General features: G+C 32.6%; 10 protein-coding genes. 4 read left to right on the top strand and 6 right to left on the bottom strand.

Annotated features, from left to right (window positions below; all coding sequences use genetic code 11):
• The 3 genes from ABD771_RS03520 to ABD771_RS03510 form a co-directional block, all read left to right on the top strand.
• Nucleotides 1-850, top strand: an 850-nt coding sequence (locus tag ABD771_RS03520; protein WP_345090741.1) for a T9SS type B sorting domain-containing protein, incomplete at its 5' end; no start/stop codon positions are given.
• A gap of 7 nt (nt 851-857) precedes the next feature.
• On the top strand, nt 858-1,859 hold the full coding sequence (locus ABD771_RS03515) for a PorP/SprF family type IX secretion system membrane protein (RefSeq protein ID WP_345090738.1): 1,002 nt from the start codon (nt 858-860) through the stop codon (nt 1,857-1,859).
• Nucleotides 1,860-1,911: 52 nt separating this feature from the next.
• Complete coding sequence (locus ABD771_RS03510; protein ID WP_345090736.1) at nt 1,912-2,430, top strand: gamma carbonic anhydrase family protein; 519 nt, start codon at nt 1,912-1,914, stop codon at nt 2,428-2,430.
• Nucleotides 2,431-2,545: 115 nt separating this feature from the next.
• Here the strand turns inward: ABD771_RS03510 and ABD771_RS03505 are convergent, their stop codons facing one another.
• Genes ABD771_RS03505 through ABD771_RS03495 form a run of 3 tightly spaced genes read right to left on the bottom strand, consistent with a single transcriptional unit; the run spans nt 2,546 to nt 5,540 of the window.
• Nucleotides 2,546-3,463 (bottom strand): geranylgeranylglycerol-phosphate geranylgeranyltransferase, encoded by a 918-nt coding sequence (locus ABD771_RS03505; protein WP_344815384.1) that lies wholly within the window; start codon nt 3,461-3,463, stop codon nt 2,546-2,548.
• 10 nt (nt 3,464-3,473) lie between these two features.
• Nucleotides 3,474-4,412, bottom strand: a complete 939-nt coding sequence (locus tag ABD771_RS03500) for a mevalonate kinase family protein (protein ID WP_345090733.1) — start codon at nt 4,410-4,412, stop codon at nt 3,474-3,476.
• 24 nt (nt 4,413-4,436) lie between these two features.
• Nucleotides 4,437-5,540: a diphosphomevalonate decarboxylase gene (locus tag ABD771_RS03495; RefSeq protein WP_345090730.1), complete on the bottom strand. Its 1,104-nt coding sequence runs from the start codon at nt 5,538-5,540 to the stop codon at nt 4,437-4,439.
• Between the two features lie 84 nt (nt 5,541-5,624).
• Here ABD771_RS03495 and ABD771_RS03490 point away from each other — a divergent pair, with 84 nt between their 5' ends.
• Complete coding sequence (locus ABD771_RS03490) at nt 5,625-6,098, top strand: TspO/MBR family protein (RefSeq protein ID WP_298303067.1); 474 nt, start codon at nt 5,625-5,627, stop codon at nt 6,096-6,098.
• 43 nt (nt 6,099-6,141) lie between these two features.
• Here ABD771_RS03490 and ABD771_RS03485 read toward each other — a convergent pair whose 3' ends face one another.
• The 3 genes from ABD771_RS03485 to ABD771_RS03475 form a co-directional block, all read right to left on the bottom strand.
• Nucleotides 6,142-8,685 carry a DUF7619 domain-containing protein gene (locus ABD771_RS03485; protein WP_345090726.1) on the bottom strand — a complete coding sequence of 848 codons (2,544 nt, stop codon included), beginning with the start codon at nt 8,683-8,685 and terminating at the stop codon, nt 6,142-6,144.
• A 196-nt stretch (nt 8,686-8,881) separates the two neighbouring features.
• On the bottom strand, nt 8,882-13,231 hold the full coding sequence (locus ABD771_RS03480) for a DUF7619 domain-containing protein (protein ID WP_345090723.1): 4,350 nt from the start codon (nt 13,229-13,231) through the stop codon (nt 8,882-8,884).
• Nucleotides 13,232-13,418: 187 nt separating this feature from the next.
• On the bottom strand, nt 13,419-17,084 hold the full coding sequence (locus tag ABD771_RS03475; RefSeq protein ID WP_345090720.1) for a DUF7619 domain-containing protein: 3,666 nt from the start codon (nt 17,082-17,084) through the stop codon (nt 13,419-13,421).
• Nucleotides 17,085-17,096: the final 12 nt, after the last annotated feature.

The raw sequence follows: 17,096 nt of genomic DNA, 5'->3' as shown, positions 1-17,096 counted from the left end.
CACTAAATGTTTTAGATTAGTGTCTTTCAATGCAACAGTAGAGAAATTACCAGAACCAACCATATTTACATCAACAGGTACTAATGTAATTTGTGTGGATTATAACACGCAACAAGTAGTAAGACCATTAACACTTCAGGTTACTAATCCAACGCCAGGAACTTATACTTATGAGTGGTTTGAAGCATCAAATCCAACATTAGTTATAGGCACCAACCCTACATATGATGTAACAACAGCAGATCCAACAGGAGCTACAAGAACATATACTGTAAAAATGACCAGTGTTAGTCCACCACAATTGGGATGTTCAGAGACGGACTCATTTCAAGTAATACAATCAGGACAAGCTGTGGCTGTAGGTGTAGGCTATGAAATAAGCAACGCTTTCTCAGACATGCAAACCATTACAGTAAACATAACTGGATATGGAAGTTATTTGTACAGCCTTGATGGAGGTCCAAGACAAACCAGCAATGTGTTTGAAAATGTACCACTTGGAGTACACACCATAACGGTATGGGACGACAAAGGTGGCGTAGCAAGTAGCTGTGATCCATTCCAATTAACAGGTGTACAAATCATCGATTACCCTCACTATTTTACACCAAATGGGGACGGAATTAACGACTATTGGAATATTGTTGGTTTGGATAAAGAAATAAACGCAAAAATTTATATATTTGACCGCCAAGGAAAATTGATTAAACAAATCAGTCCAGCAAGCAAAGGATGGGATGGTACCTACAACGGAAACCTAATGCCATCAACGGATTACTGGTTTACAGTTGACTATCCTGAAGCTGGTGCAATGAAACAATTTAAAGCCCATTTCTCATTAAAAAGATAAAAAAACAATGAAGATTAAACATTTTTTACTTGCTTTAGTGGTATTAATTACTAAGCAATCTTATTCACAAGAAATTTTACCTGTATATTCAGATTATTTATCTGATAATTATTTCTTGTTGCATCCATCTATGGCAGGTGCTGCAAATTGTGCAAAAGTGCGTTTAACAGGAAGACAACAATGGTTTGGTCAAGAAGATGCACCGGCGTTACAAACTTTAAGTTTTAATGGAAGTATTACCGAGAAAGACGGAATGGGTATCATCTTGATAAATGATAAAAATGGATATCATTCACAAAAAGGATTCAGAGTGGCTTATGCACATCATATTATGTTTTCAAGAGATGATGTGGATTTGAATCAATTGTCTTTTGGTGTTAATGTTGGATTTGCACAAAGTTTATTGGATGAAACAGATTTTAGAGATAATAACCCTGCATTTGATCCTAATATTGATGGAACTATTGTTCAAAAAGCTAATTACTTTAATGTAGACGTAGGTGCTTCTTATAATTTCTTAGACTTCTATGCTCATTTCACAGTTAAAAATGCTTTGGCTAGTGAAAGAAGAATTTATTCACAAAGAGAACCAGTGAATTTAAAGAGACTTATTTATAATATGGGATATACTTTTGGTGATGCAGATAGAATATTGTTGGAGCCATCAGTTATGTTTCAGCATACTTTCTTAACTAAAGAGTCAACAGTAGATTTGAATATTAAAGCATATAAAAATCTTGAATTTGGAAGAGTTTGGGGTGGATTGTCTTACAGAAGAAGTTTAGACGGTGCTGAATATTTAGATGGAGTTTCAATTGCTAAACAAAAGCTACAATACATTACTCCAATATTAGGTATAAATTATAAAAATTATATGTTTGCCTACACTTATTCACAATTGATGGGAGATATAAAATTTGATACAGGTGGTTTTCACCAAATTACTTTAGGTATTAATTTGTTCTGTAAACCAGAAAAATATCACTGTAATTGTCCTGCTATTAATTAATAATATAATAAGAATCCTGATGTAAAATATCAGGATTCTTTTTTAGTATACTATGATAATAAAATCAGTAAATGGGAAATCACCAAAGATTCCTGAAGATTGTTACGTAGCTGAAAATGCTACTATTGTTGGTGATGTTGAGTTTGGTGCTCAATGTAGCGTATGGTTTAATGCTGTCATTCGTGGAGATGTTCATTATATTAAGATTGGTAATAAAGTGAATATCCAGGATGGAGCTGTTATACATGCTACTTATTTAAAACATCCTACAAATATTGGTAATAATGTTTCAATTGGGCATAATGCTATAGTACATGGTTGTACATTACATGATAATGTATTGATTGGAATGGGAGCAATTATTATGGATAATTGTGTTGTGGAAAGCAACGCGATTGTAGCAGCTGGAGCTGTTGTTACTCAAAATACTATTGTAGAATCTGGGACGATTTATGCTGGAGTTCCTGCTAAAAAAGTTAAAGATATTAATGCTTCAGATTTTGCTGGTGAAATTGAGCGTATTTCTAATAATTACGTAATGTATTCGAGTTGGTTTAAAGAAGATGAATAGGTTTTTGAAACTTTGATTCTATTCAAATCGATTACTAACTAGCCCTGATGGGAGCAACTACCATGTAGTGCGGACAGCAGGAATAGGGTTTACAAGAATTACTACTGATTCGCTTCTAAATTTTAAGCAAAGTCTTGCCGTGAATCAGTACTTGAGGATCTATTAGTACAATACAGAAAACGCCTGATACAATCAAAAATTTCAAAATAATATGCAATTGTAAATATTGTGTTTTGTTCTCTGCTTTCCATAAAAGAAGTAAAAAGAATATTAGAATAATTAAACTTACGTAAAAATATATATCCATATATCCTACATCGTATATTTCTACCAATAAGTAAACCGGAAAAATAGTTAGTACGGTTAATCCTGTGATGATTTTTTTGGTAAACTCTTCACCAAATTTTACAGGAATTGTCTTGTAATCATTTGCAATATCTCCTTTTATGTTTTCTAAATCTTTTATCATTTCTCTAATTAATATTAGAAGGCACAAAAATGATGCATGAGCAAATATCTGTGGATACAAGTTTTTGTAGTATAAAAGCACAGCAAAGAAAGGAAGCACAGCAAGAAAAGCAGCTGTAAGATTACCAATAATTGGGTATTTTTTTAGTTTGTGTGAGTAAAACCAAATTAAAAATATATAGACAGAGAAAAACAAAACGGCTCTAAAAGAGACTAAAAGCGCTAAAAGAACAATGACAAAATTAATTGTAAAATAGACTTGAAGTTTTGTCCTCTGGCTTACTAATCGATCAATTTTGGATTTATTAGGTCTGTTTATTAAGTCTTTTTTACTGTCGTAAAAATTGTTTATGATGTAACCAGACGCAATAGTTAAACTTGATGCTAGTACTATTATAAAAAGATTAAAATCTAAAATCACTGATAAGGCTCTTTTTTCTGGAGCCATAATAAAAATTGCAGATAGATATTGTGCTAAAGCAATAATGGGAATATTGTAACCACGAACCACAGAGAACATGCTGAGTATTTTCAGTATGGTGAGTTTGGTTTGTCTGCTTAGCATGATTTATAAGTTAAAATTGATAAACAACTTCTAACTTATAATCTTTTAGTGATTTTTTAGCTTTTTCTAAATCTTCTGTGAAACCCAGAATGTAACCACCACCTCCAGAACCACAAAGTTTTAAGTAGTAGTCATTGGTGTCAATTCCTTTTTGCCAAATTCCGTGAAACTGCTCAGGAATCATTGGTTTAAAGTTATTTAAAACTACTGCTGAAAGTTTTTTTGTATTAGAAAACAATGATTTTTTATCACCACCTAAAAAGTTTTCTACACATAAATCGGTGTATTTTACAAATTGGTTTTTCAACATAGCACGGAAACCTTGATCTTTTAGGTTTTCCATGAAAATATTTACCATTGGAGCAGTTTCACCTACAATTCCAGAATCTAACAAGAAGACAGCGCCTTTACCTTCAGAACTTTGAGAAGGAATGCCAGTTGCTTCAATATTATCTTTAGAATTGATAAGTATTGGAATACTCAAATAGCTATTTAAAGGGTCAAGACCAGAACTTTTTCCGTGGAAAAAAGATTCCATTTGAGAGAAAATTGTCTTTAGTTGCAGTAATTTTTCACGAGTTAAATTTTCTAAAACTGTGATTTTATCGTTTGCATATTTGTCATAGATAGCAGCAACTAATGCACCACTACTTCCTACGCCATATCCTTGTGGGATACTTGAATCAAAATACATTCCTCTGGCAACATCAGCTTTTAAAAGTTCTATGTTAAACGTAACTAAATCTGCTTGTTCGTTTTGTAACTCTTCTAAATAAACTACGAATTTTCGTAGACTTTCATTAGACTTGATGGCTTCTTGAGTTGGATTTTCATCCACTTTTAAAGCGCCGTTGTAGAAATTATAAGGAATAGATAAACCTTTAGAATCTTTAATGATTCCGTATTCTCCGAAGAGTAATATTTTTGAATAAAATAGTGGTCCTTTCATATTCTGATTTGAGGTAATGTTAAATTATAACTTTTGTGCTCCAAAACCAATTTCATCACAAATATACTGACCATTTTGACAATAGCCAACTAATTCGTCCTTAATAAATTGCAAAGTTTCAACTCTAACGTTTTCGGGATACAAAACATGAACGTTTGCACCAGCGTCTAATGTGAAACATACCGGAATTTTGGTTTCGTTTCTAAACTTCCAAATTTTATTGATGATTTCTAATGTATTAGGTTTCATTAAAATAAAATAAGGCATTGAGGTCATCATCATTGAATGAAGTGTTAAAGCTTCACTTTCTACAATTTTAATAAACTCTTCTAAATTTCCATTTTCTAAAACGGACTTTATAGCTGATAAATTGTGATGAGCTTGTAAAAACCTTTGTTCTGCAAATGGATGATTGTGCATTAAATCGTGTCCAACAGTACTCGAAACTTGTTTTTCGCCTTTGTCAACAAGCAAGATAGTGTCTTGATAGTTCTCGAAATTTGAGTGAACTTTTGATGAAAATTCAATTCCAAATAAATCGGAACTACCGTCAAGTTCTTTATGTTTTCCCCAAACAACAATGTTGCCTTTTATACTTCTGCAAGCACTTCCAGATCCTAATCTTGCTAAGAAAGAAGCTTTTTGGTGAAAATAATCATCTGTTATTGTAGGATTTAACGCTTTTTCTAAATTCATTATATTCATTGCCAAAGCCGCCATTCCCGATGCCGATGATGCAATTCCTGAACTGTGAGGAAAAGTATTTTGAGTGTCAATTGTAAAATGATATTCTTTTAAATAAGGACAATAAACTTCAATTCGTTCGAAAAATTTCTGAATTTTAGGTTTGAAATCCTCTTTTGGTTTTCCTTCAAATAATAAATCAAATGAGAAACTATTACCTGTTTCATTGATATCAATCGAAGTTGATTTTTTCTCAAATGATAATTTTGTAATTGTTTTACAATGATTTAAAGTAAAACTTATTGAAGGGTTTGCAGGAATTTGATGGTCTTTTTTACCCCAATATTTCACTAATGCAATATTACTTGGAGCACTCCATTCATATGTTCCTTTTTCAATAGTGTTTGAATGTGATGTAGAAATAAAATCCTTTTCGGAAATCATATTATCTTAATTTTAGTACAAAGATACTTATTTTACGAAAACCACACGTTTTTGTTTACTATATTTGTGAAAATTTTAAACAAGATGCAAAAAGTTTTAAGAATAGCATTAGTAGTAATGACCTGTTTGGTAATAGGTTATTTATCCGGAATGGTTACAAGAGAAAGTATAACTACATGGTATCCAACTTTAATAAAGCCTGTTTTTAATCCGCCAAATTGGATTTTTGCTCCAGTTTGGACTTCCCTATACATTATGATGGGAGTCGCAGGTGGATTGGTATGGAACAAGCTGGATGGCAACGAAACACTTGTAAAAAAAGCTTTTTTGTTTTTTATAATTCAATTAGCTTTAAATGCGCTTTGGTCGTTGATTTTTTTCAAATTACACAACTTACTTCTCGCATCAATTGAAGTGGTATTGTTGCTTCTGATGATTTTTGAAACTTATACTCAGTTCAAGAAAATTGATAAAATAGCAGGACTACTTTTGATTCCTTATTTAGCTTGGGTAAGTTTTGCCACTATTTTGACAATTAGTATTTGGTATTTAAACTAACATAAAAAAAACCGATTCATTTACGAATCGGTTTTTTTTTAGACTATTGAATTATTAATTTCTTGGTGATTTTTAAGTCAGATTGTGTTGTAATTTGAACTAAATAAACACCTTTTGATAAATCTGAAACATCAATATTTACATCATTTGATGAAGAGTTGATCACTTCTTTAATCTTTTTCCCAAGTAAGTCATGAATTTCTACTGAGTTAATTGCCTCTGACGAATTTAACAGACTAACATTAATATTTGAATTTGTCGGATTTGGATACAATACAAAATTAGAACTATCAAAATCTGTAGTTTTTAAAGATTGTACAAATTCAGTTTGAAATTCATTTGTTATAATTGGTGGATTATAATCAAAATAAATGAATGCTTTATTAGGAATTATATCACCAAGAGCAAAGCCAGCTGTAGGCTTAATTTTAAATTGGATAAACCCATGACTTCCTGTTGGATTGATAGATGTTGGAGGTAGATTGATGTTATAAAAATTCCATATCAATTGATTTCCAATTCGTCTCATATTGTAAGCATGGCTTGAACCCAACATTTCTATCGAACTTGGATTTAAAGAGGCATCAAGAAAATCTTCAACTCTTACAAATTCGGCATTTGCAGTTCCAGTATTTTCAAATTGAATAGTATACGTTAAATAATCATTTGAAGTAAAATCATCAATATCAATTTTGCCACCATGAGCTTCTGTTTTGTCATTTGGATCATACGAACCAACAACTATTTGAGACAAACTCATTTGATTGTCATCAGGAAAAGCATCACCAGTTAATGGAGCAATACTAACAGAATTTGTAATTACATCACCCAAATTAACAGTCGGAATTGTTGGAACTTGCATAGTAACTGTAAACCATCGTTCTTCATTTGGTGCAAGATTTGTAAAATTATAGGTAAATCCATTTGAAGTAGAAGTTGTACCTGTTTGTGAAATTGAAGTTATTGTAACTAAAGGATCTTTAACAAAAGTTACAGTTCCATTTATGTTCTGAAAACCATTGTTTCTGTAGCTTATCCAATTTTGATAAGTAAATCCTGGTCTTGGTGATCCATAAGGTAGAAGTGAAACTTTTAGGTCATTATAAGGCTGGATTAAGGTTACTGGGAAATAATAAGTTGTTGTTCCACTGCCTGTTGGAAGAGTTATATTAGAATATGTACTTGTTGAACTATAATATGGTATTAAATTAGAATTAACTACAAAACTTAAATTATATGAATTAGTAGGGTTACTATCAAAAATACTGAAAGTACCAGAATTAGAATTTGCATAAATTGGTGCTCCAGAATTTATATTATAAACAAAATTTCCATAATTGAAAAAGTTTTCATTGATGTCCTTAATTCCATTTGTGTTCTCATCTAAAAAGGCAACTAAATTCAAACGTTCTGGACATTGTGCATTGTTTGTGCAATCATAAGTACAAAAATTCATTGGTCCAGCCCAAGGACTAAACTGATTTGCATTACAAAGACTTCTTACATAATAAGAATAACAAGTATTTGGTGTTAAACCTATTATTGGAAAAGGACCAGAAGTAGCAAGGATTCCACCCGTTGGAGTAGTTGGAGCCGGTGCTCCAAAAGGAACCACAAATACTTCCCAACTTGTAGATGGGCCTGATTGATTCCATACTAAGACAGCAGAAGTATCAGATACATTTGTAACATTCAAATCTGTTGGAGTTAAACAAATTATCGGTCCACAAGAGTTTATTATCACAGTAGCAATACTTGAATCATTTATACATGGAGCAGTTCCAGTTAATGTATAGGTAAATGTACTTGTTGTTGCGTTTGGAGAAGGAGTAAAGGTTCCTGTTACTGTGTTAAAAGTTCCGCCAACACCAGTAGTTCTAAACCAAGTTCCTCCAAATTGCTCACCAGTGATTAAGGAATATAAATCTATTGGTGTTGTTGAAGTATTACAAACTGTTATTACTCCATCTGATCCTGCGTTTGGTTGTGCGGATAAGTTAACTACAGCCACACTAGTATCATTAACACATGGTGGAATTCCTTGAATTGTATATGAAAATGTACTTGTTGTTGCACCAAATGCAGGTGTGTAAGTTCCAGATAACGCACTAAAAGCTCCTCCAGTTCCTGAAGTTCTTGACCAAGTTCCTCCTGGTTGTTCACCAGTAATTAGTGCAAATAAATTAATTACTGTTGTTGATGTTTCACAAACTGTAGTTGAACCATCATTTCCTGCATTTGCTGGTAAATTTAGAACAAGGTTAAATTGACTTACCCATAGTTGTGAAGTTTGTGTATTAATTACTCTTGCCCAAATCATTTGAGTAGGAACCACGTTAGTAAAACTTGTTGGATTTTGAATAGGATTAGCACCAACTTGAGCATCTACATTTGTTAAATGAAAGGTTATATTATGAATACTTGGATTTTCATTTCCTAAAATCTCAGGTATTTTAGTGTTTAAATCAAATTGAGCAAATCCATCAGAATTTGTATCACAAACATTGTAATTACTCACTTGTGTGTTAATTTGTGCGTTTACAAATGAAAATGTGATTAGTAACAAAAAGAGTAGAAATTTTTTCATATATGTAAAATTTATTTTTTAGCGGTCACATATGGTATCGCCTTTTTATTTATTGGTGTTTGCTTGCGCAAACTTGTTGTTAATGGCGATTTCATAAACTTAAAATTAAAGTTAATCAAATGTAGCTTTTTTATTGCAAATAAAAAGTCCCGAGAAAGTTAATTTTTCGGGACTTTTAAAATTTTATTTTTATTTTTTAGTTGATTACCAGTTTCTTAGTGATTTTTAAATCCGATTGTGTTGTGATTTCAACCAGATAAACACCTTTCGATAAGTTAGAAACATCAACTTTCATTTCGTTTGAATTATTCGCAGAAATGGTTTTAACTGTTTTACCTAAAACATCGTAAATAATTACGTTTTCAAGCAACTCAGATGTGTTTTGTAAATTAACTTGAATAAATGAATTTGTTGGATTCGGATATAAAACAAAGTTTTCTAATCCAAAACTTGCATTTGCTAAAGCAGCTGTAAATTCAGTTGTAAAAGTATTAGTAACAATCGCAGGATTAGTATCAAAGTAAATAGAAGCAGTATTTGGAACAATATCTCCTACTGCAAATCCAGGTTTCATTTTGATTTTAAATGTTACATAACCTTTACTTAAATCTACATTTTCTAAGAAACTTGGTAATTGAATATAATCAAATTTCCAGATAATATGATTGCCAACACGCTCCATGATGTAATTGTGACTTGCATCAACAACCCTTATACTTGCTTCATCCAATTGAGCATCTAAGAAATCTTCAATTCTAACATTAATGGCATTAGCTGTGCCTTCATTTTGGAAACGAATAGTATAGTACAAATAATCATTTTGACTAAATTGATTGAATGGAATTTGTTCGCCATGAGCTTCCATTTTATCATTTGGATCGTAAGAACCTACAACTACTTGAGTATTTGAATGATTATTATTAGTCAAGTTGATATCATTTGCAGTAGCTACAATACTTGCTGTATTAGTTAACAAATCTCCAAGATTAACTGTAGGAATTGCAGGAACACTCATTGTTACGAAAATGTATCTCGTTTCATAAGGAGCTAGATTTGTGAAGTTATAAGTAAAACCTGTTGCATTTGCAATTGTTCCAGCTTGAGAAACATTAGTTATAGAAACATTTGCATCTTTATTGAAGGTCAAAGTTCCGTCAGTAGCAATAACACCTAAGTTTTTGTAAACGATTTTATTAACATAATTGAATCCAGGAACTGGAGCACCAACTGGTACAATGGTAACAGACACATCATTAAACCCTTGAGTTAATGTAATTGGGAAATACAATGTTTGTGTTCCACTATTCAATGGAATATTAATATCATTATAATTTACAGTACCTAATGTATAGTATGGAGCATATTCTGTATTGATTTGATATCCAAAGTCATAAACGTTTGAAGGATTTGCATCATAAATTGTGTATGTTCCAGATGGAGATGAAATATTGGTAACATTTCCTGCATTGTTTTGTAATGAAGTGAACGAACCATAAGTAAAGTTTACTTCATTAGTATCTTTAATTCCATTTCCGTTTTCATCTATGAATGCTACTAGTTCAATTTTATCAGAACATTGAGGCGGACCAGAAGCAAAAGTTCCAGCTTCAATAAATACAGACGAATCATAAGCAGTATCACTTCTATCTGCAATTACCAACTTAATATGATAATTATGATTTGGAATAATGTTAGCCGATGCAGTCATTTTAACGGTTTGACCATTATAGTTTGTTGCTGAAGCTGTTTGATTATTTGCGTAATAAGAATCAAAAAATAATGGATTTGCAGAGGCACACGAATTGTTGTGTAAATTATTTCTAATAGTAACAACAGAGACTGGTATAGTTGTTCCTGGAATAACTGCAAGATTAGTTGTGATTCCAGTGTCTAAATCAGTTAAAAGGAAAGCAAAAGCATCAGCAAAATCACATTGGAAAGTACCATATTCGTCAGATGCTAATAAGAAATTAAAACTCATGTAAGAATTTAAACTAGTAAAATCAAATTCTAATTTTGTAGCATTTTTAGAAACCATTGGTACACCAATAGCACTTGAAATTATTCCTTCTAATTGGGCATCTCCTGTCCAAGCAGAACTTCCTTCACTTAATATTGAAGTATTCGGACCTGGTGCACTCATTGCGTTTCCTGATGATAGAACAATACCTGATGAAATTGGAAATAATGGATTAGTATTTGTAAACGAACCAATTCCATTAACAGAACCAAAGTTAGTTCCTGTGCTAGAAGTTATGTTTGAAACTGTTAGACATGGATTATTGATTAAAACATTTGTCACTAATTGGTCAACTGTGTATTGATTAGTACTAGTTGTTAGTGGAGGCAATGTAATGTTTGGTGTAAATGATCTAGATGCCCAACTACTTACTTCAGTAGTTGAACAGACTGCTCTAACATAAAAAGTATAAGTTGTTCCTGTAGTCAATCCAGTTGCTTGATAAGAGTTTGTTGGAGCTAATATACCAGTTGATGCTATTGTAGGTACTGGTGAACCAAAAGGTAAAACCAAAACTTCCCATTGTGAAACAGAACCAGATTGAGTCCAGCTTAAATTTGCACTTGTTGGTGTAGTACTATTTACAACAACATTTGATGGTGTAATACAATTGGTTTGAAGTGTTGTAAATGCTCTAGATGTCCAATTACTCATTGTTGTTGACGAACAAACTGCTCTAACATAAAAAACATAAGATGTTCCTATATTTAATCCAGTTACTTGATAAGGGTTTGTAGAAATAAGCGTTCCAGTTGAGGCAGCTGTTGGAGCAGGAGATCCTAATGGTAAAACCAAAACTTCCCATTGTGAAACAGTACCAGATTGAGTCCAACTTAAATTGGCACTTGTTGTAGTGATATTGTTTGCTAATACATTCGTTGGTACGCTACAAATGTTAGAAAGTGTAGTAAACGTTCTTGCAAAAGACCAATAACTTGAATCTGTTGCCGAGCAAATTGATCTTACATAAGCATTGTAAATTGTAGCATAATTTAATCCAGTAACTTGTAATGGGTTTGAACTAGTTATTGTTCCAACTGAAGATTGAGTTGGAGCAGGAGCTGTTGATGGTACTACTAAAACTTCCCATTGTGTTGCTGTACCATTTTCGGTCCAATTAATAGTTGCTGTAGTACCTGTAATATTTGTAGCTGCTAAAATTGTTGGTTGTAAACAAGTTGCTTGTGGTAGACATTCTACATTTGCTAACCAACCATCTCTGTTTACAGAAGAATCACTTCTAAATCTAAAAGTCAAACATCCACTTGCGTCAGATGAAACAAATGGACCTGGAATGACGGTACCCCAAAAAGCACCAGGCAATCCACCAGGAACACTTGCACCAGCATTTCCACTTGAAATTTGTGTTGATGAAATTGTTGGTCCGTTGAAAACATACAATCCGTCCCAGTTAGCTTCTGTATTAAATGCTGTAAATGTAACAACAACTTGATCGCCAGGAGAAGTTGGGCAAATGGTATATGTATTGTCAGAGTTATTTGCATAATTAGCAGTTAAACCACCATTATCTATAAACTGTCCACCACAAACTGGTGATGGTATTGGATTTGCTAAAGTTGTAAATGTAATAGGCTGTGACCATGGACTAGTAAGTGTAGTAGAACAAACTGTTCTAACAAAGACTTTATAACAAGTGCTAGCATTTAATCCAGGTGCAAGATAAGTGTTCGTGGTAACTGACATTCCAGCATTATTAGGTGTTGGATTTGTTGCAGTACATGGTAAAACTAATACTTCCCATTCATTAGTACTGCTTGTCAAAGTCCAATTTACTACACCACTATTATTTGTAATTCCAGTAACAGATTGAATGGTTGGTTCAATACAAGTTAATACTTGTGTGGTGCTAAAAGTATGTGGTGTAGACCAATCACCTGGTATGCCATTACATATAGGTCTTATAACAACCATATAAGTTACATCAGGAGTTAATCCAGTTAATTGAAAAGGACTTGAACCAGCTATAAGCGAACTTCCTCCTAATGCAGGAGTAACCACTATTTCCCAAAGATTACTTGATTGATTGATGTCTATCCAAGATAAAGAAACCGTATTGCTATCAATTTGTGTTGTGTTTAATGAAACTGGTGCTAAACAAGGCAAATTTGTTGTTACGCAATCAATCATTGCTTCCCAACCACCACTGTTTCCTGATGTGTTAGATTGAAATACAAATGTTACACATTGTCCAGGATTATTTGTACTTAATGTCATTTGTGTTGGGCTATTGCTATCAATAATTGAAAGTAAATTTCCGTTTGGACTAGAACCTTCATATACATAAAGTACATCATCCATTTCCAAAGAAATAGAATTAAAACTAATCAGTAATGTTTCGTTAGGTGTGTTTGGACAAAAAGTATTAATGTCATAAGCGGAATCAGTATAATTTCCATTTTGACCACCATTGTCATAAAAAAATTGGCTACATCCTGATTGTGCAGCGCTATAAAAAATAGCCCCAAATAACAAAGAGAATAGGGTTAAAAGTAATTGTTTTTTCATGTTTGATTGATTTATAGAAATCAAATATACATTGATTTTTAATAACTTATATCTAAAATCTAAGGTTTTTTTTATAAAATTCTACAAACTCAATAAAACCAATATCTCATCAAATTTATTTACAAAAAAAAATTCCCAATTATAAATTTAATAATTGGGAATTATGATTTTGATTAACTTTTAAAAATTATTTTATCACAAGTTTTTTGTTTTGTTTTAAACCATTTTCAGTAGATATTTCTAATAAATAAACACCTTTAGAGAAACTTGAAGTGTCAATTGTAGAACTATTAGAAGAAATTGATTTTACTTCTTTAATGATTTTGCCTAAAACATCATAAATAATCACATTATCAATAATTTCAGAAGTATTATTTAAACTGATATTTATAAATTGGCTTGCTGGATTTGGATACAATTTAAAATTAGTACCATCAAAAGCTTGATTGTTTAATGCTGCTGTGAACTCAGTTGTAAAAGTATTTGTTACAATTGCAGGATTTGAATCAAAATAGATAGATGCGGTATTTGGTATTATTGAACCAACAGCAAAACCTGGGTTTAATTTGATTCTAAATTGCACATATCCCATGCTTAATTCCTCATTTACTGATATAGGAACTAGTTGTATGTTATTGAAATTCCAAACAATATTGTTATTAACTCTTGTCATAACATAATTGTGACTTGAGCTAATCATTCTAATACTTTCAGGGTCAATTTGTGAATCTAAAACATCTTCAATTCTTACATCAATGGCATTAGCAGTTCCGTAGTTTTGGAATCTAATTGTATAAATTAAATCTTCATTTTGGTTAAATTGACTAAAAAGAATTTCTTCTCCATGCGACTCCATTTTATCATTTGGATCAAATGAATTTACTACAATTTGTGTAATTCTAGTTGAGTTATTTGTTAAATTGATATCGTTTGAAGGAGCTGAAATTGTTGCATTTGCAATAAGTAAATCACCTAAGTTTACTACTGGACTTGCTGGTACACTCATTGTAACATAAAACACTCTTGTTTCATTAGGAAGAAGATTAGTAAAGTTATACGTAAATCCAGTCGCATTAGCAATAGTTCCTGTTTGACTAATTGCAGTAATGGTTACTTGTGTTGGCTTTTCAAAAGTTATTGTTCCGTCTGTTGCAGCTACTCCTAAGTTTTTATATACAATTTTATTTGTATAAGTTAATCCTGGTCTTGGAGAGCCCATTGGAACAATAGAAATAGTAACATCATTATAAGCTTGAGTTAGAACAATAGGGAAGTAAAGAATTTGTGTTCCACTTCCTACTGGAATATTTACATCATTGAATGAAGTTGTTCCAGAGCTATAGTAAGGAAGATATTCTGTTTGGATACTATATGAAAAGTCATAAGTATTTACTGGATTTGAATCGTAAACTGTTTGTCTTCCTGTAGATGAAAAGGCATTTGTAATTGGTCCGGTATTATTTTGCTGATAATTAAATGAACCATTTGTAAAATAGGTTTCACCTGAATCTTTAATGCCATTATTATTTTGGTCATTGAAGGCAACAAGAATAATTTTATCCAAATCTAGACCACAAGTAATATTTGCAGACCAGCCAGATCTTACAACAGAAGAATCACTTCTAAATCTGAAGGTAAGACAGCCACTAGGATCTGAAGATGTAAATGGTCCTGGAATAGTTGTACCCCAGAAAGAACCAGCTAAACCTCCTGGAACTTGTGCTGCTCCATTTGTACTTGGAATTTGTGGTGAGGTAATTGAATTACCATCAAAAACATATAATCCATCCCAATTTGTTTCAGTATCAAATTGTGTAAATGTTACTGTTACAACTTCTCCAGGATTTGTTGGGCATATAGTATAAGTATTGTCGGCATTGTTGGTATAATTAGCGATTGAACCACCATTGTCAACAAATACGCCTCCGCATATTGGTGGTGTTGGCATAGTATTGATACTAATTCCGTTTGACCAATCACTTGAATCAATTGCTGAACAAATAGCTCTTACAAAAATACTATAGCAAGTGTTTGCGGTAAGTCCATTTACAATAAATGGATTAGTTGTTGTAATTGTGCCTGTTGTTGAGCTATCAGGAACTGTGTTACATGGAAGAGCAACAACTTCCCATGAAGAGGCAGTACTATTATTTGTCCAAGCTACCGAAGCAGATTGTGATGTTACAGCAGATGTAATCAATGCGGTTGGTTTTGGACAAGTTGCAGGTGTATTAAGAGTTGCGCCAACAGACCAATCGCTAATATCTGATGGAGAACAAATTGCTCTAACATACAATTGGTAACAACTATTTGGAGTTAAATTTGTGAAAGTATAAGGATTAACAGTTGTTACTATACCTACTGATGTTGCAGTCGGAGCAGTTCCGCATGGTAAAGCAATTACTTCCCAACTTGTTGCTGAGCTATTGTTAACCCATCCTAAAGTTGCTGAAGTTGTTGTAATTCCAGTAACAACTAAGTTTGTTGGTTTTGGACAAGTTGGAGCTACGCCACATGTAATATTTGCAATCCATCCCGATTGAACTACTGAAGTATCACTTCTAAATACAAAAGTTAAACATCCACTAGAATGTGTTGAAGTAAATGGACCAGGTAGAGTTGTTCCCCAATAAGCTCCGGCTAAACCTCCAGGAACGTTTGCCGCTCCATTTGCACTTGCTATTTGAGGTGATGTAATTGAATTTCCATTATAAACATATAATCCATCATAATTTGCTTCAAGAGAGAATGAAGTGAAGGTAACTGTAACTTGATTGCCTGTATTGGTAGGACAAATTGTAACAGTTGAATTAGCATTATTTGAATAACTTGTACTAGAACCCTCAGGATCTGTAAAAATACTTCCACAGGTTAATGGGTTTGTTGTATTTGCTAATGTTGTGAATGTATGGGCTTGCGACCAAGAACTAGTTGATGTAGTAGAACAGATCGATCTAATAAAAACAGAATAGCAAGTATTTGGATTCAATCCAACGGCTTGATAGGTATTTGTAGTAACCAATACTCCGGTATTATTTGGTGTTGGATTTGGTGTTCCACATGGTGCTATAAAAACTTCCCATTGAGAATTGTTAGAAGAAATTGCCCAATTTATATTAGCTGTAGTTGTTGTTACACCAGAAATAGCTATGTTAGTTGGTTCAGTACATGTTGCTGTTGTTCCTGTTGTAAAAGTTATCGGAGATGACCAATTACTTGTAGTATTTCCACATATTGATCTTACAGAAGCTGTATAAATTACACCAGGTGTTAATCCAGTTAAGTCAAATGGATTTGATTGTGCTATAATTGTTTGCGAAATTGCTGTGCCATTTGCAGTTAACAAGATTTCCCATGGACCAATTCCTTGATTAGGATCTACCCAATTCAACACAACCGAAGTATTGTTTGTTGGAGTTGCATTTACTGAAATAGGTGCTAAACATATTGGAGTTGATCCACAAGTAATATTTGCAACCCAACCTGCCTGATTTATAGAAGTATCTGATGTGAAAACGAAAGTCAAGCATCCACTTATATCACTTGAAGTGTATGCAGATGGAATTGTACTTCCTGTTAAATCTGCAATTAAAGGCGCACTTGCAGAAGTTCCGTTGTAGATTTTTAACCTATCAAAATTATTTTCTAATGCAAATGATGTAAAAGAAACAGTAACAAATTCTCCAGGATTAGACGGACAAATAGTTGTTGTTACGTTAGAATTATTTGCATAATTTGTTGTTGCGCCAGCAGGATCGGTAAATGTTTCTCCACAAACAGGAGTAGTTTGTGCAAGGGTTAAAAATGTTCCGAAAATGAGTGCAAAAAAACTTAAAAGTAATTGTTTTTTCATGTTTGTTTGTTT

The sequence above is a fragment of the Flavobacterium chungnamense genome, assembly GCF_039539165.1.
Classification (GTDB): domain Bacteria; phylum Bacteroidota; class Bacteroidia; order Flavobacteriales; family Flavobacteriaceae; genus Flavobacterium; species Flavobacterium chungnamense.
Note: the sequence above shows the minus strand (reverse complement) of the source record. Positions and strands in the feature narration are given on the sequence as shown.

Coding starts and splice junctions, on each gene's coding strand:
- ABD771_RS03500 (WP_345090733.1), bottom strand. CDS start 4,412: ATGAAAGGACCACTATTTTATTCAAAAATATTACTCTTCGGAGAATAC.
- ABD771_RS03490 (WP_298303067.1), top strand. CDS start 5,625: ATGCAAAAAGTTTTAAGAATAGCATTAGTAGTAATGACCTGTTTGGTA.
- ABD771_RS03495 (WP_345090730.1), bottom strand. CDS start 5,540: ATGATTTCCGAAAAGGATTTTATTTCTACATCACATTCAAACACTATT.
- ABD771_RS03510 (WP_345090736.1), top strand. CDS start 1,912: ATGATAATAAAATCAGTAAATGGGAAATCACCAAAGATTCCTGAAGAT.
- ABD771_RS03485 (WP_345090726.1), bottom strand. CDS start 8,685: ATGAAAAAATTTCTACTCTTTTTGTTACTAATCACATTTTCATTTGTA.
- ABD771_RS03480 (WP_345090723.1), bottom strand. CDS start 13,231: ATGAAAAAACAATTACTTTTAACCCTATTCTCTTTGTTATTTGGGGCT.
- ABD771_RS03505 (WP_344815384.1), bottom strand. CDS start 3,463: ATGCTAAGCAGACAAACCAAACTCACCATACTGAAAATACTCAGCATG.
- ABD771_RS03475 (WP_345090720.1), bottom strand. CDS start 17,084: ATGAAAAAACAATTACTTTTAAGTTTTTTTGCACTCATTTTCGGAACA.
- ABD771_RS03515 (WP_345090738.1), top strand. CDS start 858: ATGAAGATTAAACATTTTTTACTTGCTTTAGTGGTATTAATTACTAAG.